Annotated in this window: 14 protein-coding genes; 7 read left to right on the forward strand and 7 right to left on the reverse strand. The window is 71.3% G+C overall.

Features of this window, described 5'->3' with window-relative positions; genetic code table 11:
* Positions 1-2: 2 nt before the first annotated feature.
* Complete coding sequence (locus ACH54P_RS02785) at positions 3-479, reverse strand: MarR family winged helix-turn-helix transcriptional regulator (RefSeq protein WP_489910725.1); 477 nt, start codon at positions 477-479, stop codon at positions 3-5.
* 107 nt (positions 480-586) lie between these two features.
* On the opposite strand from ACH54P_RS02785, the gene ACH54P_RS02790 reads away from it, so the two are divergent.
* Complete coding sequence (locus ACH54P_RS02790; protein WP_489910726.1) at positions 587-1,144, forward strand: YceI family protein; 558 nt, start codon at positions 587-589, stop codon at positions 1,142-1,144.
* Positions 1,145-1,165: 21 nt separating this feature from the next.
* Here ACH54P_RS02790 and ACH54P_RS02795 read toward each other — a convergent pair whose 3' ends face one another.
* Positions 1,166-1,771: a TetR/AcrR family transcriptional regulator gene (locus ACH54P_RS02795; protein ID WP_489910727.1), complete on the reverse strand. Its 606-nt coding sequence runs from the start codon at positions 1,769-1,771 to the stop codon at positions 1,166-1,168.
* A gap of 53 nt (positions 1,772-1,824) precedes the next feature.
* On the opposite strand from ACH54P_RS02795, the gene ACH54P_RS02800 reads away from it, so the two are divergent.
* The 3 genes from ACH54P_RS02800 (at position 1,825) to ACH54P_RS02810 (ending at position 4,425) form a co-directional block, all read left to right on the forward strand.
* Positions 1,825-2,769, forward strand: a complete 945-nt coding sequence (locus tag ACH54P_RS02800) for a pentapeptide repeat-containing protein (protein ID WP_489910728.1) — start codon at positions 1,825-1,827, stop codon at positions 2,767-2,769.
* Between the two features lie 212 nt (positions 2,770-2,981).
* On the forward strand, positions 2,982-3,308 hold the full coding sequence (locus ACH54P_RS02805; protein WP_489910729.1) for a type VII secretion target: 327 nt from the start codon (positions 2,982-2,984) through the stop codon (positions 3,306-3,308).
* Positions 3,301-4,425 carry a DUF4239 domain-containing protein gene (locus tag ACH54P_RS02810; RefSeq protein WP_489910730.1) on the forward strand — a complete coding sequence of 375 codons (1,125 nt, stop codon included), beginning with the start codon at positions 3,301-3,303 and terminating at the stop codon, positions 4,423-4,425. Before ACH54P_RS02805 ends, ACH54P_RS02810 begins: the two co-directional genes overlap by 8 nt.
* 201 nt (positions 4,426-4,626) lie before the next feature.
* Here ACH54P_RS02810 and ACH54P_RS02815 read toward each other — a convergent pair whose 3' ends face one another.
* From ACH54P_RS02815 to ACH54P_RS02835, 5 genes are read right to left on the reverse strand one after another with little or no spacing between them, the layout of a single operon-like run.
* Positions 4,627-6,624 carry a glycoside hydrolase family 31 protein gene (locus ACH54P_RS02815; RefSeq protein ID WP_489910731.1) on the reverse strand — a complete coding sequence of 666 codons (1,998 nt, stop codon included), beginning with the start codon at positions 6,622-6,624 and terminating at the stop codon, positions 4,627-4,629.
* Positions 6,625-6,645: 21 nt separating this feature from the next.
* Complete coding sequence (locus tag ACH54P_RS02820) at positions 6,646-7,461, reverse strand: carbohydrate ABC transporter permease (protein WP_489910732.1); 816 nt, start codon at positions 7,459-7,461, stop codon at positions 6,646-6,648.
* Complete coding sequence (locus ACH54P_RS02825; RefSeq protein WP_489910733.1) at positions 7,458-8,396, reverse strand: carbohydrate ABC transporter permease; 939 nt, start codon at positions 8,394-8,396, stop codon at positions 7,458-7,460. Before ACH54P_RS02825 ends, ACH54P_RS02820 begins: the two co-directional genes overlap by 4 nt.
* A complete protein-coding gene (locus tag ACH54P_RS02830) occupies positions 8,393-9,625 on the reverse strand; it encodes a sugar ABC transporter substrate-binding protein (RefSeq protein ID WP_489910734.1) in 1,233 nt (410 codons plus the stop codon). The genes ACH54P_RS02825 and ACH54P_RS02830 overlap by 4 nt, the downstream gene beginning before the upstream one ends.
* 35 nt (positions 9,626-9,660) lie before the next feature.
* The gene (locus ACH54P_RS02835; protein ID WP_489910735.1) at positions 9,661-10,668 is read right to left on the reverse strand and encodes a LacI family DNA-binding transcriptional regulator; all 1,008 of its coding nucleotides are present in this window, start codon (positions 10,666-10,668) and stop codon (positions 9,661-9,663) included.
* 344 nt (positions 10,669-11,012) lie between these two features.
* Here ACH54P_RS02835 and ACH54P_RS02840 point away from each other — a divergent pair, with 344 nt between their 5' ends.
* The 3 genes from ACH54P_RS02840 to ACH54P_RS02850 all read left to right on the forward strand — a co-directional run bounded on the left by ACH54P_RS02840 (position 11,013) and on the right by ACH54P_RS02850 (position 15,384).
* On the forward strand, positions 11,013-13,940 hold the full coding sequence (locus ACH54P_RS02840) for a glycoside hydrolase family 3 protein (protein WP_489910736.1): 2,928 nt from the start codon (positions 11,013-11,015) through the stop codon (positions 13,938-13,940).
* 393 nt (positions 13,941-14,333) lie between these two features.
* Positions 14,334-14,456, forward strand: coding sequence for a hypothetical protein (locus tag ACH54P_RS02845; RefSeq protein WP_489910737.1), 123 nt, complete (start codon positions 14,334-14,336; stop codon positions 14,454-14,456).
* A gap of 73 nt (positions 14,457-14,529) precedes the next feature.
* Positions 14,530-15,384 carry an alpha/beta hydrolase gene (locus ACH54P_RS02850; protein ID WP_489910738.1) on the forward strand — a complete coding sequence of 285 codons (855 nt, stop codon included), beginning with the start codon at positions 14,530-14,532 and terminating at the stop codon, positions 15,382-15,384.
* Positions 15,385-15,433 lie beyond the last annotated feature (49 nt).

Consider the following 15,433-nt stretch of genomic DNA (forward strand, 5'->3'; position numbering starts at 1 on the left):
CCTCAGCAATCGTCGGAGGGGGAGGTGGCTTCGAGCGCCGCGGCCAGCCGGGCCAGCACGGGCCCGGCCGTGCGGACGTCCTCGGCGCTCAGGTGGTCGAACACGGAGGCCCGGACCCGGGTGAGGTGCCCCGGGTAGGCCGCCTTCAGCTTCGCGAGCCCGGCGTCGGTCAGCACCGCGTTGGCCGCCCGGCCGTCCTCGGCGCACCGGCGCTTCTCGACCAGCCCGCGGCGGGTCAGGTCGTCGACCACCCGGCTGATCCGGCTGAGCGACAGGGCCGTCGCCGAGGCCAGTGCCGAGATGCGGCGCAGCTTGTCCGGCGCTTCGGACAGGGAGACCAGCACCGTGTAGTCGGTCATGGTGAGCCCCGTCTCGGGCACGAACTGGTCTTCGAGTGCGCGGGGCAGTGCGGTGATGATGCGGTGCAGCGGCCGCCAGAACGCGGCTTCGTCGGTGTCGAGCGCGGCCATTTCACCCATACCGGCAGTCTACCGAAAGCTTGCTTGCGCAACCAGCAAAATCGAGTACAGTCTTGTTGAACCCTCAATCACCGGGGGGACGTCACTACGAGGAGAGAAGAACAGCGATGACCAGCGCGACCACCTACCCCCAGCTGACCGGCGAGTACACCCTGGACGCCGCCCACTCGCGGATCGGGTTCGTCGCCCGGCACGCCATGGTGACCAAGGTGCGCGGCAGCTTCAACGAGTTCACCGGCACCGCCACCATCGACGGCGACGCCCCGGAGAAGTCGTCGGCCCAGGTGACCATCCAGGCCCACAGCATCGACACCCGCAACGCCGACCGCGACGGGCACCTGAAGAGCAACGACTTCCTGTCGATGGACGAGTACCCGCAGATCACCTTCACCTCGACCGGGATCAAGCAGACCGGCGAGACCGGCTTCGAGGTCACCGGTGACCTGACGATCAAGGACGTCACCCGCTCGGTGACCATCCCGTTCGAGTTCGAGGGCGCCGCGAAGGACCCGTTCGGCAACGACCGGATCGGCTTCGAGGGCTCCACCACGATCAGCCGCAAGGACTACGGCATCACCTGGAACGCCGCCCTCGAGACCGGTGGCGTGCTGGTGAGCGACAAGGTCACCCTCGAGTTCGAGATCTCCGCGATCAAGAACGCCTGACTTCGGGAGCGGGAACCGGGTTCAGTCCCGGTTCCCGCTCGCCCGCAGGTTGCCGATCCCGACGTCGAGCGCCGCTTCGAGGTGGTCGATGCGGCCGGTCGACAGCATCATCACCACGCCGCCCTGGATCCCGGCCAGCAGGGCGGCTGCCGTGCGTTCCGCGTCCAGGCGAGGGTGCACCTCGCCGGCCTCCTGCAGGTGGCGGATGCCCGCGGTGATCTCGTCCTGCCAGCGCCGCAGCAGCTCGCTCACCACGGCCTGCGCGCCCGGCGTCGCGCGGCCCAGCTGGGAGATGAGCACGTTGAGCGGGCAGTGCTGCCCCCGCCCGCGGTAGTGCGAGACGACCGTGTCGCGCCACCGGCGCCACCCCGCCCACGACGTCAGCTTCCCGAGCTGCGGTTGCTGGACCGCCAGGACCTGGTCGGCCTCGAAGCGCGCCACGGCCAGCAGGAGCTCGTCCTTGCCGTCCGGGAAGTAGTGGAAGAGCTGGCTCTTGCTGGTCCCCGTCCGCGCCCGGACGTCGTCGAGCGTCGTGACGGCGACGCCGCGCTCGCGGATCTCCGCCGCCGCGCCTTCGATGATCCGCTGCCGGGTCGCGGCGCCCTTGGCGGTCAGCTTTGGACTCACGGGTCCACTTTAAACCGGTGTCGCGCACCGGCGCCGGGCGGGACAATCCCGGTATGTCCACGCTCACGCCCTTCCCGGTCCTGGCGCTGATCGGCGCCGTGTCCGGCGCGGTCACGGCGTGGCTGATCCTGCGCCGGGACCGGCCCGCGCAGGTGCTCACCCCCTCGGCGCCGCCCGAGCCGATGCCCGCGGGAGCCACCGCCCGGCTGCTGGCCGACGAGTACCGCGCCCGGACGGACGTCCTCGCCGGCCTCGTCGCGCGGGCCGACGCCGACCCCGCCCGGCGTCAGGACTGCGTCGACGAGATCGTCGCCCAGTTCGGCTGCGGGTGGCACGACCGGCGAGCGTGGCAGGCGGAGCTGTGGGAGCTCCTGCTCCCGCGCCTGCGGCGGGCCTCGCCGCTCCGCTGGCCCGGAATGTCCCTGCACATGGAGCACCTCGCGCTCTTCGACGTCGACCTGCGGGGATGCGAGGTCCGCGATGCCGTGTTCCACCGCGTGCGCTTCGTCGGCGACGCCCGCTTCGAAGCGGCCGTCTTCACCGGCCTGGTCTCGTTCGAAGGGGCGTGGTTCACGCGGCACGCCCGGTTCGGGGGAGCGCGGTTCGGGGCGGGCGCGGACTTCGAGAACGCGACCTTCACCGGCAACGCGGACTTCGCGAGGGCGGACGCGCGCCACACGATGTGGTTCGACGAAGCCCGGTTCTCGGCTCTCGCGAACTTCACCGAGGTGACCTTCGACGCCGACGCGTCCTTCGCGGGCGTCGGGTTCGCGGGCCGGACGACGTTTCGCGGCGCCCGCCTCGCCGACGCCTTCTTCGGGGGAGCGCGGTTCGGCGGGCCCGCCGACTTCTCGGGAGCGGCGGCCGGCCGGTTCCGGTTCCCCGGGGCGCGGGCGCGCACGGACGTGCACGTGGCCCGGACCTGGCCGCCGGGCTGGACCCCGGGCCCGCCCCGGCCGCTCAAGCCGGGTGCCTGGGCGGACCTGCGCCCGCGGTGAACCCCGGAACTGATCGGCGGTGGCCCGCGTCGTAGCCTCGGGAACGATCTTCTGGAGGGAGCCTTGTGGTGGCAACGGAATCAGGCGGCTGGCGAGTGGTGTCGGAGCCCACACCCGGACCGACCCCGCCACCGCCGTCCCCGGGGGACCACGGCTCTTCGCCCGAGCCCGATCCGACCCCGTCGCCCTCTCCGGGGCCGCCGCCGAAGCGCGTGCCGCCCTGGGGTGGCGGTCCGGACCTCGGGGTCACGCCCCCGTGGCTGCGGCAACGCGCCGACGCGTGCGACGAGACCGCGCTGGCCGTGAACGCGCTGCGCGGCGCGGCCGACGACACCTTCGCGCCGCTGGCGCGGACGGCCCCCGGCTGGGAGTTCGCCGACAGCATCGACGAGATGCGGTCGCGGTGGGACGGTCTCAGCGACCTGCTGCACCGCCGGCTCGCCGAGGCGGCCGAGAACTTCCGGCTGAGCGCCGATTCGTACACGAAGACCGACTCCGCCGGCGCCTACGCCGTGGGTGGGGAGCAGCCCCGTGGTTGATTTCAAGCAGCTGACGGAACTGGACGTCGCCGGGCTGGAGACGTTCGCCGAGCAGTGGGCGATGGTGCACCAGAAGCTCCACCGGATCCGCGACGCCTACGAATCGGCGGTCGTGACCCCGCTCGAGGACGGCGAATGGGCGGGCAAGGGCGGCGAGGCGGCGACCCGGTACTGCGCCCGCATCCGGTGGGACTTCGACGCCGTGGACGCCGAGGTCAAGGCGCTGCGCAAGTACATCGACGTCGAAGCCGACGGAAGCGAGGGCACCGCGGGGATCCAGGGCCTGGAAGGCCACCAGCGGGCCGTGCTCGACCTGCAGCGCCAAGCGCGGGAACAGGGCATGACGGTCACCGCCGAGGGCAACGTCACCTGGGACGACACGCCGGGCGTGTCGCCGGGGTACTTCGACGCGCTCGGCGAGCAGGCCGAGATCGCCGACGGCCTGGAGAAGAAGATCCAGGCGCACCTGAAGCAGGCCACCGAAATCGACCAGGAGCTCGCCCGCAACCTCAAGGTCGTCTTCGGCACCGAGGACAACTTCGAGACCGAGGACCGCCGCTACGGCGTCCTCCCGCCGACCGAACACGACCGCCGGGTCTGGAACCAGCTGCACAACGTCGTCCTGCTCGGGCTGGTGAAGCAGGGCAACGACCACGCGGCCTGGCTGCTGCAGCACTACCTCGACGGCGACGGCACGACGGTCGAAGCGCCGGTGCAGGACATGCTGGACGACCTGCCGTCGTTCCGGGAGCAGGTCGACAAGGACGTGGCCGACGCCGGGAAAGGCCCGGACGGCCCGTTCACGACCGAGTGGAAGACGACCGCACCCGACCTCCAGCGGGACGGCAAGGGCGGCCAGGACTGGTACTACTCGTTCAACCACTTCCAGTACCGGCTGGTGGGCGAGAAGCACGGCGACGAGGTCGTCTACCACGTCGAGATCCAGAAGCGGTACGACTGGGGCATCCCCAGCGAGCACCGCCGCGACCTCGAGAAGAGCACCCCGGTCATGGACGTCGACTTCGAGCAGGCCGACATCGCGCACCTCAACACCACGGGCAAGGCACGCGACTTCGACGTCATCGGCAGCTCGGGCGAAAAGACGGCGAGGGTCTAGCCGCCGCGGAGGAGGCTTACCGGCGCGCCACCGCCTTCCGCGACGCGGTCACGGACGGCGGCGCATCGAACGGGTCGACCGCACCCTCGCCGGGGAATCGGCCTACGGCCAACCTGCACCAGCGCGCAGGTCCGAGCCGACGCGCTACCGCATTCCTGCACCGCCCCAACCGCGGGGCACTCCATCCGGCCGCCGCGGAGGTCACGGCCGGATCGGCAGGTCCGCTCCGTCGCGGAGGAACACCGGGATCCGCTCGGCCGGGGCCGCCGCCTCGACCGTGACCCCGCCTTCGTGGCGGGCACCCGTGACCGCGTCCGTCCACGCCGCGCCCGCGGGCAGGTACACCGGCCTGCTCGTGACGCCCGGCTCGAGCACGGGTGCCACCAGCACGTCGGGGCCCAGCAGGAACTCGTCCGTCACGTCCCAGGCGGCGGTGTCGGCGGGGAAGTCGACGAACAGCGGGCGCATCGGGGGGACGCCCTGCTCGTGCGCCACCCGCATCTGCTCCATCAGGTACGGCCGCAGCCGCTCCCGCAGCCGCAACGACTCCGTGATCGCCTCGTAAGCGGAAGTGCCGTAGGACCACACCTCGTTGGGGCCGCCCGTCATCTCCGGCCCGAACGGCGGGCGCGGGTCGCGGAAGCCGTGCAGGCGGAACAGCGGGCAGAACACGCCGTACTGGAACCAGCGGACCATCAGTTCGCGGTACTCCGGGGAGTCCGGGTCGCCGCCGTGGAAGCCGCCGATGTCCGTGGTCCACCAGGGGATCCCGGCCATCGCCACGTTGAGTCCCGCCCGCACCTGCGCCCGCAGGGACTCCCACGTCGCCCCGACGTCGCCCGACCAGAGCGCGGCCCCGTAGCGCTGGCTGCCCGCCCACGCCGACCGGCTGAGCAGCACCACCTCGTCGTCGCCTTCGCCGCGGATGCCGTCGTGGAACGTCTGCGCGTTCGCCTGCGGGTAGAGGTTGAACACCTCCGCGCCCGGGCCGGCGTGGAAGCCGAGGTTGTGCGGGTGGCCGGGCTGGATCTCCGGCTCGTCGCCGTCCAGCCACCAGGCGCGCACGCCCAGGTCGTAGTAGTTCTCCTTGACCTTCGCCCAGACGAACCGCCGGGCCTCCGGGTTCGTCGGGTCGTAGAACGCCACCGGCATCTCGACGTCGAAACCCTTGTCCTTCCACGGCGCGTGCGCCGGGACGCCGTTCTCGGCGGCGACCAGCAGCCCCTTCTCGTGCAGCTCGCGGTAGTTCGAGGACAGCGGGCTCACCGACGGCCACACCGAGACCATGAGCTTGACGCCGAGGTTCGCCAGCTCCCGCACCAGCCCGGCCGGGTCGGGCCACTCGGTCAGGTCGAACTTCCAGTCGCCGAGGTGCGTCCAGTGGAAGAAGTCCGCCACGATCACCGACAACGGCAGGCCCCGCGCGTGGTACTCGCGCGCCACCGCGAGCAGCTCCTCCTGCGTGCGGTAGCGCAGCTTCGACTGCCAGAACCCGGCCGCCCACTCCGGCAGCATCGGCGCGTGCCCGGTCGCGTCGGCGTAGTGGCCGAGGATCTGGCGGGGGCCGTCGCCGGTGGTGATCCAGTAGTCGAGCTGCCGCGCGTCGTCGGCGACCCAGCGGGTGCCGTTGGCGGCCAGCTCGACCCGGCCGACGGCGGGGCTGTTCCAGAGGAACCCGTAACCGCGGCTCGACAGCAGGAACGGCACCGACACCTCGGCGTTGCGCTGCACCAGGTCCAGCACGAGGCCCTTCTGGTCGAGCCGGCCGTGCGTGTGCTGCCCGAGCCCGTAGATCCGCTCGTCGTCGTAGGCGGTGAACCGCTGCTCGAGCCGGCCGTAGCCGTTGCGCGAGGGCATGAACAGGCGCGCGCCGGGCCACCAGAAGTGCGCGCGCTGCTCGGACAGCAGCTCCTCGCCGGTGTCGGTCCGGACGAACCGCAGCTGCGCGTCGATCCCGGTGTCGGTGTCGGCGATCTCGACGATCGCGGTGAGCGCGCCGTTGACCACCCGGCCGTGGCGCCCGTCGGCCTCCGCGGTGGCGGCGGACGGCTTCGCGGGCAGCAGCGCACCCGGGACGTCGTCGAGGATGCGGTGCCGTCCGGCGCGCACGCGCAGGCTGCCGTCGCCCCACGGCTCGATGCGCAGCACCTCGTGCCGCACGCTGACTTCGAGCGAGCGGCCGTCTTCGGTCGTGATCACGCGGTGTCTCCTTGCCAGAATTCAGTCTTTGACGGCGCCGCTGGTCAGCCCGGCGACGACGTACCGCTGGGCGACGACGAGCAGGACGGCCGCGGGGATCGCGGCGAGGACGGCGGTGGCCATGATCCCGTTCCAGTCGGCGGACTGGTTGCCGACGAACCGGTAGATGCCCACGGTGATGGGCTCGAACGACTGCCCGGTGGTCAGGGTGACGGCGAACAGGAAGTCCGCCCACGCGAACAGGAACGAGAACAGCCCGGCGGTGACCAGCGCGTTGCGGCTGACCGGGAGGATGATCGAGAAGAACGTGCGCCAGTAGCCGGCACCGTCCACCCGGGACGCCTCCGTCAGCTCCTTCGGCACGGAGATCATGAAGGCCCGCAGCAGCAGGACGGCGAACGGGATGGTCGCGGTCGAGTCGGCGAGCACCAGCCCGAGGTAGTTGTCGATCAGGCCGAGGTTGCTGAACACGGTGTAGAGCGCGTTGGCCATCACGATGCCCGGGATCATCTGCACGATGAGCAGCACGAACACCAGCGCGGGGCCGCCGCGCACCTTGAGCTGGGCCAGCGCGTAGGACGCGGGCGCCGCCACCAGCAGCGACACGAGCACGGTGCCGAGCGCGACGACGACGCTGGACACGAGGTTCGGCCCCTGCGTCGCGACGGCCTTGCGGTAGCCGTCCAGCGTCCCGCCGACGGGGAAGAACGCCGGGTCCGGGCGCAGCAGCGCACCGCTGGGCTGCAGCGAGGCGTTGACCATCCAGTACAGCGGGAACAGCAGCACCGCGACGATCAGGACGCCGAACACCGTGCGCGGCCAGGAAGCCGTCCTCATGCCGCCGCCTCCGCCAGGGTCGCCTTCGCCGAGCGCAGGTACAGCAGCCCGAAGACCGTCGCCACCACGATGAGGACGTTGCCGACCGCGGCGCCCTGCCCGAACGCGAAGTCCTGGAAGGACAACCGGTAGGACCACGTGGTGAGCGTCTGCGTCGCGTTGGCCGGCCCGCCGCCGGTGACGACCATGATCACGTCGAACACCTTGATCGTGTAGACCAGCCCGAGCATGAGCACGATCCCGGTGACCGGCCGCAGCAGCGGCCAGGTGACGTGCCGGAACCGCTGCCACGGACCCGCGCCGTCGAGCTCCGCGGCTTCGTAGAGCGACGCCGGGATCGCCCGCAGGCCGCCGTGCAGGATGACCAGGTTGAACGGGATGCCGATCCAGATGTTGGTGAGGATCACCGCGGGCAGCGCCCAGCCGGTGCTGCTCAGCCACGGCACCGCGTCGAGCCCCACAAACCGCAGGCCCGCGTTGAGCACGCCGTGGTCCTGGTCGAACATCCACCGCCAGACCGCGCCGCTGACCACCAGCGGCAGCAGCCACGGCAGCAGGAGCAGCGACCGCAGCAGCGCGCTGCCGAGGAAGCGGCCGTTGAAGAACACCGCGAGCGCCAGGCCGAGGCCGAACTGGAAGACGAGCGACCCGGCGGTGAAGAGCACCGTGTTGAGCGCCGCCGTCGAGAACAGCGGGCTGCTCAGCACGGCGGAGTAGTTCGCGAAGCCGACGAAGGGCGCTTCGCCGGTGTAGAACGACTTCACCGTGTAGTCCTGCGTGCTCATCACCAGGTTCGCGGCCAGGGGATAGCCGAAGAACACGACGACGTAGGCCACGGCCGGCAGCAGGAACGCCCACGCCGCGAACCGGTTGTCCCGCCGGGTCCGGCGGCCCGCGCGCAGCGGCGCCGCGACGGCGGGGGCGGTGAGCGTCACGACCCGCTCGCCTGCTGGGCGGCCTTCAGGGCCTGGTCGGCCGGCTGCTTCCCGGTCAGGGCCGCCTGGAGCGCGTCGGCCAGCGCCTGGGAGACCTTCGGGTACTTCTCGCCGAGTTCGGCGGTGCGGGAGCGGGCCGAGCCGACCTCGTCGACGAACGCCTGCATGGCCGGCTGCTCCGCGCCGAACTTCGCCGCCACGGCCGTCTTCGACGGGATGTAGGCGTGCGCCTTGCTCCACTCGAGCATGGTGGGCTCGGACAGGATGCAGGAGAGGACCTTGCCGGCGGCCTGCTGGGTGGGCCCGCCGGTGACCGGGATCGCGCCGACCTCGCCGCCGAGGGCGACCACCGGCTTGCCGCCGGCCTGCGGCACCGGGATCGGCACGACGCCGTAGTGCAGGGACTTCTGCTCGTCGAGCCGGGCCAGGTTCCACGACCCGTTGACCATCATCGCCGCGTTGCCGCCGACGAACTGGTCGGCGACGTCGTTCTGGTTCCAGGTCACCACGGACTTCGACGCCGACCCGGCGTTGACGAGGTCGGTGACGTACCGCAGCGCCTGGGTGGCCTGCGGCGAGTCCAGCTGGGACAGTTCGGCGCCGTTGCTCCAGAAGAACGGCAGGAACTGCCAGGTGCCCTCTTCGGACGGGATCGCGGAGAAGGCGAGGCCGTACTTGCCGTCCTTGGTCAGCTTCGCCGCGGCGGCCTTCAGCTCGTCCCACGTCTTCGGCGGTTCCACCCCGGCGGCCGCGAGGAGGTCCTTGTTGTAGATCAGCGCGAGGCCGTTGACGCCGGGGGCGACGCCGTACACCTTGCCCTGGTACGTCCCGGCCTTGACGATGCTTTCGTAGTAGCCGTCGGTGGTGATGCCGTAGTCGGCCAGCGGGGTCAGCGCGCCGGTGGCGGCGACCTGCTGCAGCGTCGGGTTGTCGGTGAAGAGCAGGTTCGGGAGCGTCTTGGAGCTGGCGCCCTGCAGGACCTTCGGCAGCATCTGGCTGGTCGGCACCTTCTGCCGGTCGATCTTGATCCCGGTCTGCGCGGCGCACGCGTCGAGGATCTTCTGCCACGCGGCGGAACCCTGTTCGTCGGCGTAGTAGTCGAGTTCGGTGATCGACGTGGCGGCCGGGGCGCCGGCGCCGTCCGACGCGGACGGGGCGGGGCTGGGGCTGCACGCGGCCAGCAACGCGGCGCTCGCGGCCAGCATGAGGGCGCGACGGGCTACGGACATGGTGATTCTCCTTCGGCGGCGGAGCAGAACCGGGATCAGGCGCGGGGCGCGGCGGTGCTGTCGCGCCGGGTGAGCCGGGGCCCGAGCAGGCGGACCTCCGGGGTGGTGTGGCCGGCGAGCCGGCGCATGGTCATCTCGACGGCCTGGGCCCCGACCTCCTCGGCCGGGATGGCGACCGTGGTCAGCGCGACCGCGTGCTGTTCGGCCATGGTGTCCGGGCACACGGCGACAACCGAGATGTCCTCGGGCACCCGCAGGCCGCGGTGGCGCATTTCCGACAGCAGCCCGGGCAGCACGGCTTCGTTGTGCACGACCAGGCCGGTCAGGTCCGGGTCGGCGGCGAGCAGGTCGTCCAGGCAGGCGCTCACCGCTTCGTAGGAGTGCGCGCACGGCCGGGAGGCCGCCCGCACGTCGCGGCTCTTCGCGGCTTCGTCGAAACCGCGCAGGAACCGCGTCGCGTAGCTCGTGCCGCGGCGGTAGACCGCGGGGGAGGGGCCGATCAGCGCGATCGAGCGGTGGCCGAGGTCGGCCAGGTGCGCGACGCACGCCGAGCCGGCGGCGGTGAAGTCGAGGTCGACGCAGCTCAGCCCGGCCGGGTGGTCGGGCACGCCGATGAGCACCACCGGCAGGTCGAGCGCGATGAGCATCGGCACCCGCGGGTCGGCGGCTTCGACGTCCATCACCATCAGCGCGTCGGCGATCGCCGACGACGCCACCCGCTGCAGGGCGGCGGGGCCTTCGTCCTTGGTGAGCAGCAGCAGGTCGTGGTCGTGCGCGCGGGCCGCGGTGACCGCCGCGGCGACGAACTGCATCACCACGGCGACGTTGAGGTCCGTGCGCAGCGGCACGACCAGGGCCAGCACGTTGGTCTTGCTGCTGGCCAGCGCCCTCGCCCCGGCGTGCGGGTGGTAGCCGAGCTTGCGGATACTCTCCTCGACCAGCCGGCGGGTCTTCGGCGAAATCGAACGCTTGCCGCTGATCACGTACGACACCGTGCTGGGTGCCACGCCCGCCGCGCTGGCGACGTCGTTGATCGTGACCACGGGCGGCCTCCTGGGGACGGGGCGGGAGATCGGTGTCGAAGCGCATCGACGATGGCACGAAGGTAAGTGACACCCGCCCGAAACACAAGCATGATTTGCCGCTCGCTCTTATTCGATTAGTATTCGACGACGGCCCTCGGTGTCGAAATTGTCGAACGCCGCTGATAGCGCCTCTTTCCGCAGCTCAAGGCGCAGTTTCCGGCGTGCTCCGGAGTTCCTGGGAGCGCGCCCAGGAACTCTTGACCTGCCGCTGACCCGGCTGTAATAGTCGTCACCATCCCCACCTTCGACGCGAATGTTCCGCGTCGCGCTGTCGAAACGATTCGACGAATCCGGAGGCGTCCGTGCGCCAGTCCCTGTTCCGCCGTGCCCTCGTCCCGGTGGTGACCGCGGCCCTGCTGCTGGCGCCCTCGCCGGCGCTCGCGGCACCCCCGCCCCCGTTCCGCGATCCGGCGCTGCCGCTGGCGACGCGGATCGACAACCTGCTCTCCCGGCTGACGGCCGACGAGAAGATCTCGCTGCTGCACCAGTACCAGCCGGCCATCCCGCGGCTGGGCATCGGAGTGTTCAAGACGGGCACCGAAGCCCTGCACGGGGTCGCCTGGTCCACCGACTACGACAACAACGGCGCCGTCGTCAAGGCGGACGGCACCGTGTTCCCGCAGGCCATCGGCCTGGCCAGCACCTGGGACCCGGCGCTGGTCAAGCAGGTGGGCACGGCCGTCGGGCAGGAGGCGCGCGGCTTCAACGCCCGCAACCCGACGCTGTGGGGGCTCAACCTGTGGGCGCCCGTGGTGAACCTGCTGCGCGACCCGCGGTGGGGCCGCAACGAAGAGGGCTACTCCGAGGACCCCTACCTGACCGGCGAGCTCGCGACCGCGTACGGCCACGGCATGCAGGGCGACAACCCGCGGTACCTGCAGGCCGCCCCGACGCTGAAGCACTACCTCGCCTACAACAACGAGGTCAACCGCGACACGAGCAACTCCTCGGTGCCGCCGAAGATCCTGCACGACTACGACGAGCAGGCCTTCAAGATCCCGTTGCAGGCCGGCGCGGCCAACGCCGTCATGCCGTCGTACAACCTGGTCAACGGGCGGCCCAACCACGTCAGCCCGGACCTCGACGCCAAGCTGCGGAAGTGGGCGCCCCGGGACATCGCCGTCGTCAGCGACGCCGGCGCCCCGTCGAACCTGGTCAACTCCGAGAAGTACTACGCCACCAAGGCCGAAGGGGACGCCGCGGCGATCAAGGCCGGGCTGGACAGCTTCACGGACAACGACACCAACGGGTCGATCACCGTCGAGGCGGTCAAGCAGGCCCTGAGTCAGGGGCTGCTGACCATGGCCGACGTCGAAACCGCCGACCGGCACCTGCTTTCGCTGCGCTTCCGGCTCGGCGAGTTCGACCCGCCGGGCCGCAACCCGTACGCGAAGATCACCCCGGCCGTCATCAACTCGCCGGAGCACCGGGCGCTGGCGCGCAAGGCCGCCGACGAGCAGGTCGTGCTGCTGCGCAACAACGGGAACGCGTTGCCGCTGGACGCCGCGCGGAACAAGAAGGTCGCCGTCGTCGGCCCGCTCGCCGACACGCTGTACGAAGACTGGTACAGCGGCGCGATGACGGAGAAGGTCACCCCGGTGCAGGGCATCGCCGAGCGACTGGGCGCGGCGGGCACGGTCGCTTCGTCGGAAGGCGTCGACCGGATCGCGCTGAAGGACCTCGCCACGGGCCGGTACCTGACCGCGCCCGCCACCCCGGGCAAGGTGACCGCGGGCGGGACCACGGCGGGGACCGCCGAGTCCTTCGACGTCTTCGACTGGGGCGCGGGCAAGAACACCCTGCGCGCGGCGGCGAACGGCAAGTACCTCGGCTACTCCGGTGGCGCACTGGTGAACGACGCCGCGCAGCCGACCGGCTGGTTCGTGCAGCAGCAGCTGAAGCTCGACCCGCAGCCGGACGGCAGCTACGTGCTCGAGTACGCCGGCAACGAGGTCGACGAGCCCTGGTTCGGTCCGAACCGCTTCGCCGTCGTCGGCTCCGACGGGGTCCTGACGATCTCCGCCCCGGACGCCGCGCACGCGACGAAGTTCGGCCGCGAGGTGCTGCGCAGCGGCGTCTCGTCGGCGGTCGAGGCGGCCAAGGACGCGGACACCGCCGTCGTCGTGGTCGGCAGCATGCCGTTCATCAACGGCCGCGAGGCGAACGACCGCACGAGCACGGAACTCGCGCCCGCCCAGCGCGCGCTGATCGAGGCCGTGCAGAAGGCCAACCCGCACACCGTGGTCGTGGTGGAGAACAGCTACCCGACCACCGGCTGGGACACGCTGTCGGTGCCGGGGATCGTGTGGACGAGCCACGCCGGCCAGGAGACCGGGCACGCGGTCGCCGACGTCCTCTTCGGCGACCACGACCCGAGCGGACGGCTCACCCAGACCTGGTACGCCTCCGACGCCGGGCTGCCGAGCATCCTCGACTACGACATCGCGAAGACCGGGATGACCTACCAGTACTACCGCGGGAAGCCGTTGTACCCCTTCGGGTACGGGCTGAGCTACACGAACTTCCGCTACGGCCCGGTGCACGCGGTCCGCGCCGGTTCTTCGGTCCGGGTGAGCGTCGAGGTGACGAACACCGGGGCCCGGGCCGGCACCGACGTCGTCCAGCTCTACTCGAAGGCGTCCGGGGTGCAGCGGCTGCGGGACTTCTCCCGCGTGACGCTGAAGCCGCGCGAGACGCGGACGGTCCGGTTCGAGGTGCCGGTCGCGGACCTGGCTTCCTGGGACGTCGCACGCGACCGGTCGGTGGTGGCGCAGGGGGTGTACGAGTTCGCCGTGGGCCGCAACGCCGCCGACCTCTCCGCCGCGCAGCCGGTCTTCGTGCCGGGGGAGCGGGCCGTGCCCCGCGACCTGAGCCGCCCCACACCGGCGCAGAACTTCGACGACTACTCCGGGACGACGTTGACGGACACGGCGAAGACCGCGGGCACCTCGGTCGCGGCCGTGGCCGGGAGCTGGCTGGCGTTCAAGAACGTCGCCCTGGCCGGCCCCGCCCGGTTCACCGCGTCGGTGTCCACTGTGGAGTCCGCGACCGTCACGGTCCACCTGGACTCGCCGACCGGCCGGGTGCTGGGCACCGCTTCCGTCCCGGGCACGGGCGACCGGTACGCGTACACCACGGTGACCGCGGACCTGGCCAGGGCGACCGGGCGGCACGACGTCTACCTGACCTTCGACGGCCCGGTGAACGTCTCGTCGTTCTCCCTGCGGTGACCTAGGGTTTGCGGCCGGCCCCGGCGTACGGCAGCGCGTTGATCGAAGGGGCGTCGGACATGTCTCCGGCGCCCTCGGGCCGCCACATCGCGCAGCCGACCACGCCGGGGCCGACCACCTCGAAGCTGCCGGGGTGAGCCGGCCGCGGTAGCGCGCGACGATGCCGGCCGATCCCACTCGTCCGGCACGAAGTGCAGCAGCAGCATGAACACCCCGGTCGGCCTGGAGGACGAGCAGTCGGGTCGCGGGCTATGCCGAAAACACCACGACGAAGCTGGCGGACGAACTGGCGGGTTCCTGTTCTCCACCGCGCTCGGCGACGCCTGCGCGAGGTGATCGGCGAAACCGTCGTCGCGGCCCGCGAACAGGGCGCCGGCCACGGCGGACCGGCAGGTGCACGACGAGGTCATCACGATCCTCGCCACCGGCGCCGAGACCACCACCGCCGTTGCGCAGCTCAAGGCCACGATGCAGCCGGACCGGCTGCCGATGACCGGGGTGGCGCGGCGGACCTGACGGTGGCTGTCCGGCTACCAGGTGTAGTGTTCCCGAGTTCCTTCACCTGTCCGAGCCTGAAAGGAATCGCCGCGTGCAGCTGCCCGTCAGGGTGACGTCAGCCTTGTTCGCCGGTGCCGTCCTGCTCGCCTCGCTGACCGCCGCGCTGCCCGCCGAGGCCGCCGTGATCTCCTGCGGCGACACGGAACTGCCGGTCGGCGGCCCGGGCCTGCCACCGCCGGTGCCGGGCGCGCCGGCGACGGTGCCCGGCCGGCTGTGCCTGCCGGCCGGGGCTGGGGTGGATACCGATGTGCCGGACACCGTCCCGCGGCTCGTGCACGGCGGGTCGTGCACCAGCGCGTACTGGGACCTCCTGTACGACCCGCAGACCTGCCACGACGTCGACGGCGTGGTCCTGACCGGCATCACGCCCCTGCCCGCGCTGCCGGTGCCGGCCCTCGGCCTGCAGCCGGCGCTGCTCGACCGGCAGCTCGGCAGCCTGGGCGGCGACCCGTTGTCCTTCACGACGAAACCGGGCGCACGCGCCGGGCTGTTCTACGCCGCGGGCGATTCCGACCCGGCCGCGATCGCGGCCGACGAAGCGGCCGAGGACCAGGTTTCGGTGCCCGGGATGGGCACCGTGGCGCTGTTCGGGATCGTGCGGCCCGCGACGAAGGGAATTACCGCACCGGTTTTTCAGGTGGTGGGGGAAAAGGACGTCCTTTTCCGCGGGCTGCTCGCCCTGCGTGACTGCGTGGACGCCGGTGTCCTGCGCGCGCAGGAGGCGCCGTGCTACGCCGATCCGTCGAACATGTCGATGTACGTCCTGCCGGGTGCCGGTCATTCCGTGGCGTGGCACGAAAACGCCGGTGAATACCGCGATGCCACCCGGTCGTGGTTGCCGGATCGCCGGGGCATCGCTCCGCAGGGTTATCACTCGATTGGATGAATGCTGTTTCGTGCACCGGACACAATTTCGCGCCAAGATATATCGGCTG

This window comes from Amycolatopsis sp. N2S4-7, assembly GCF_058119595.1.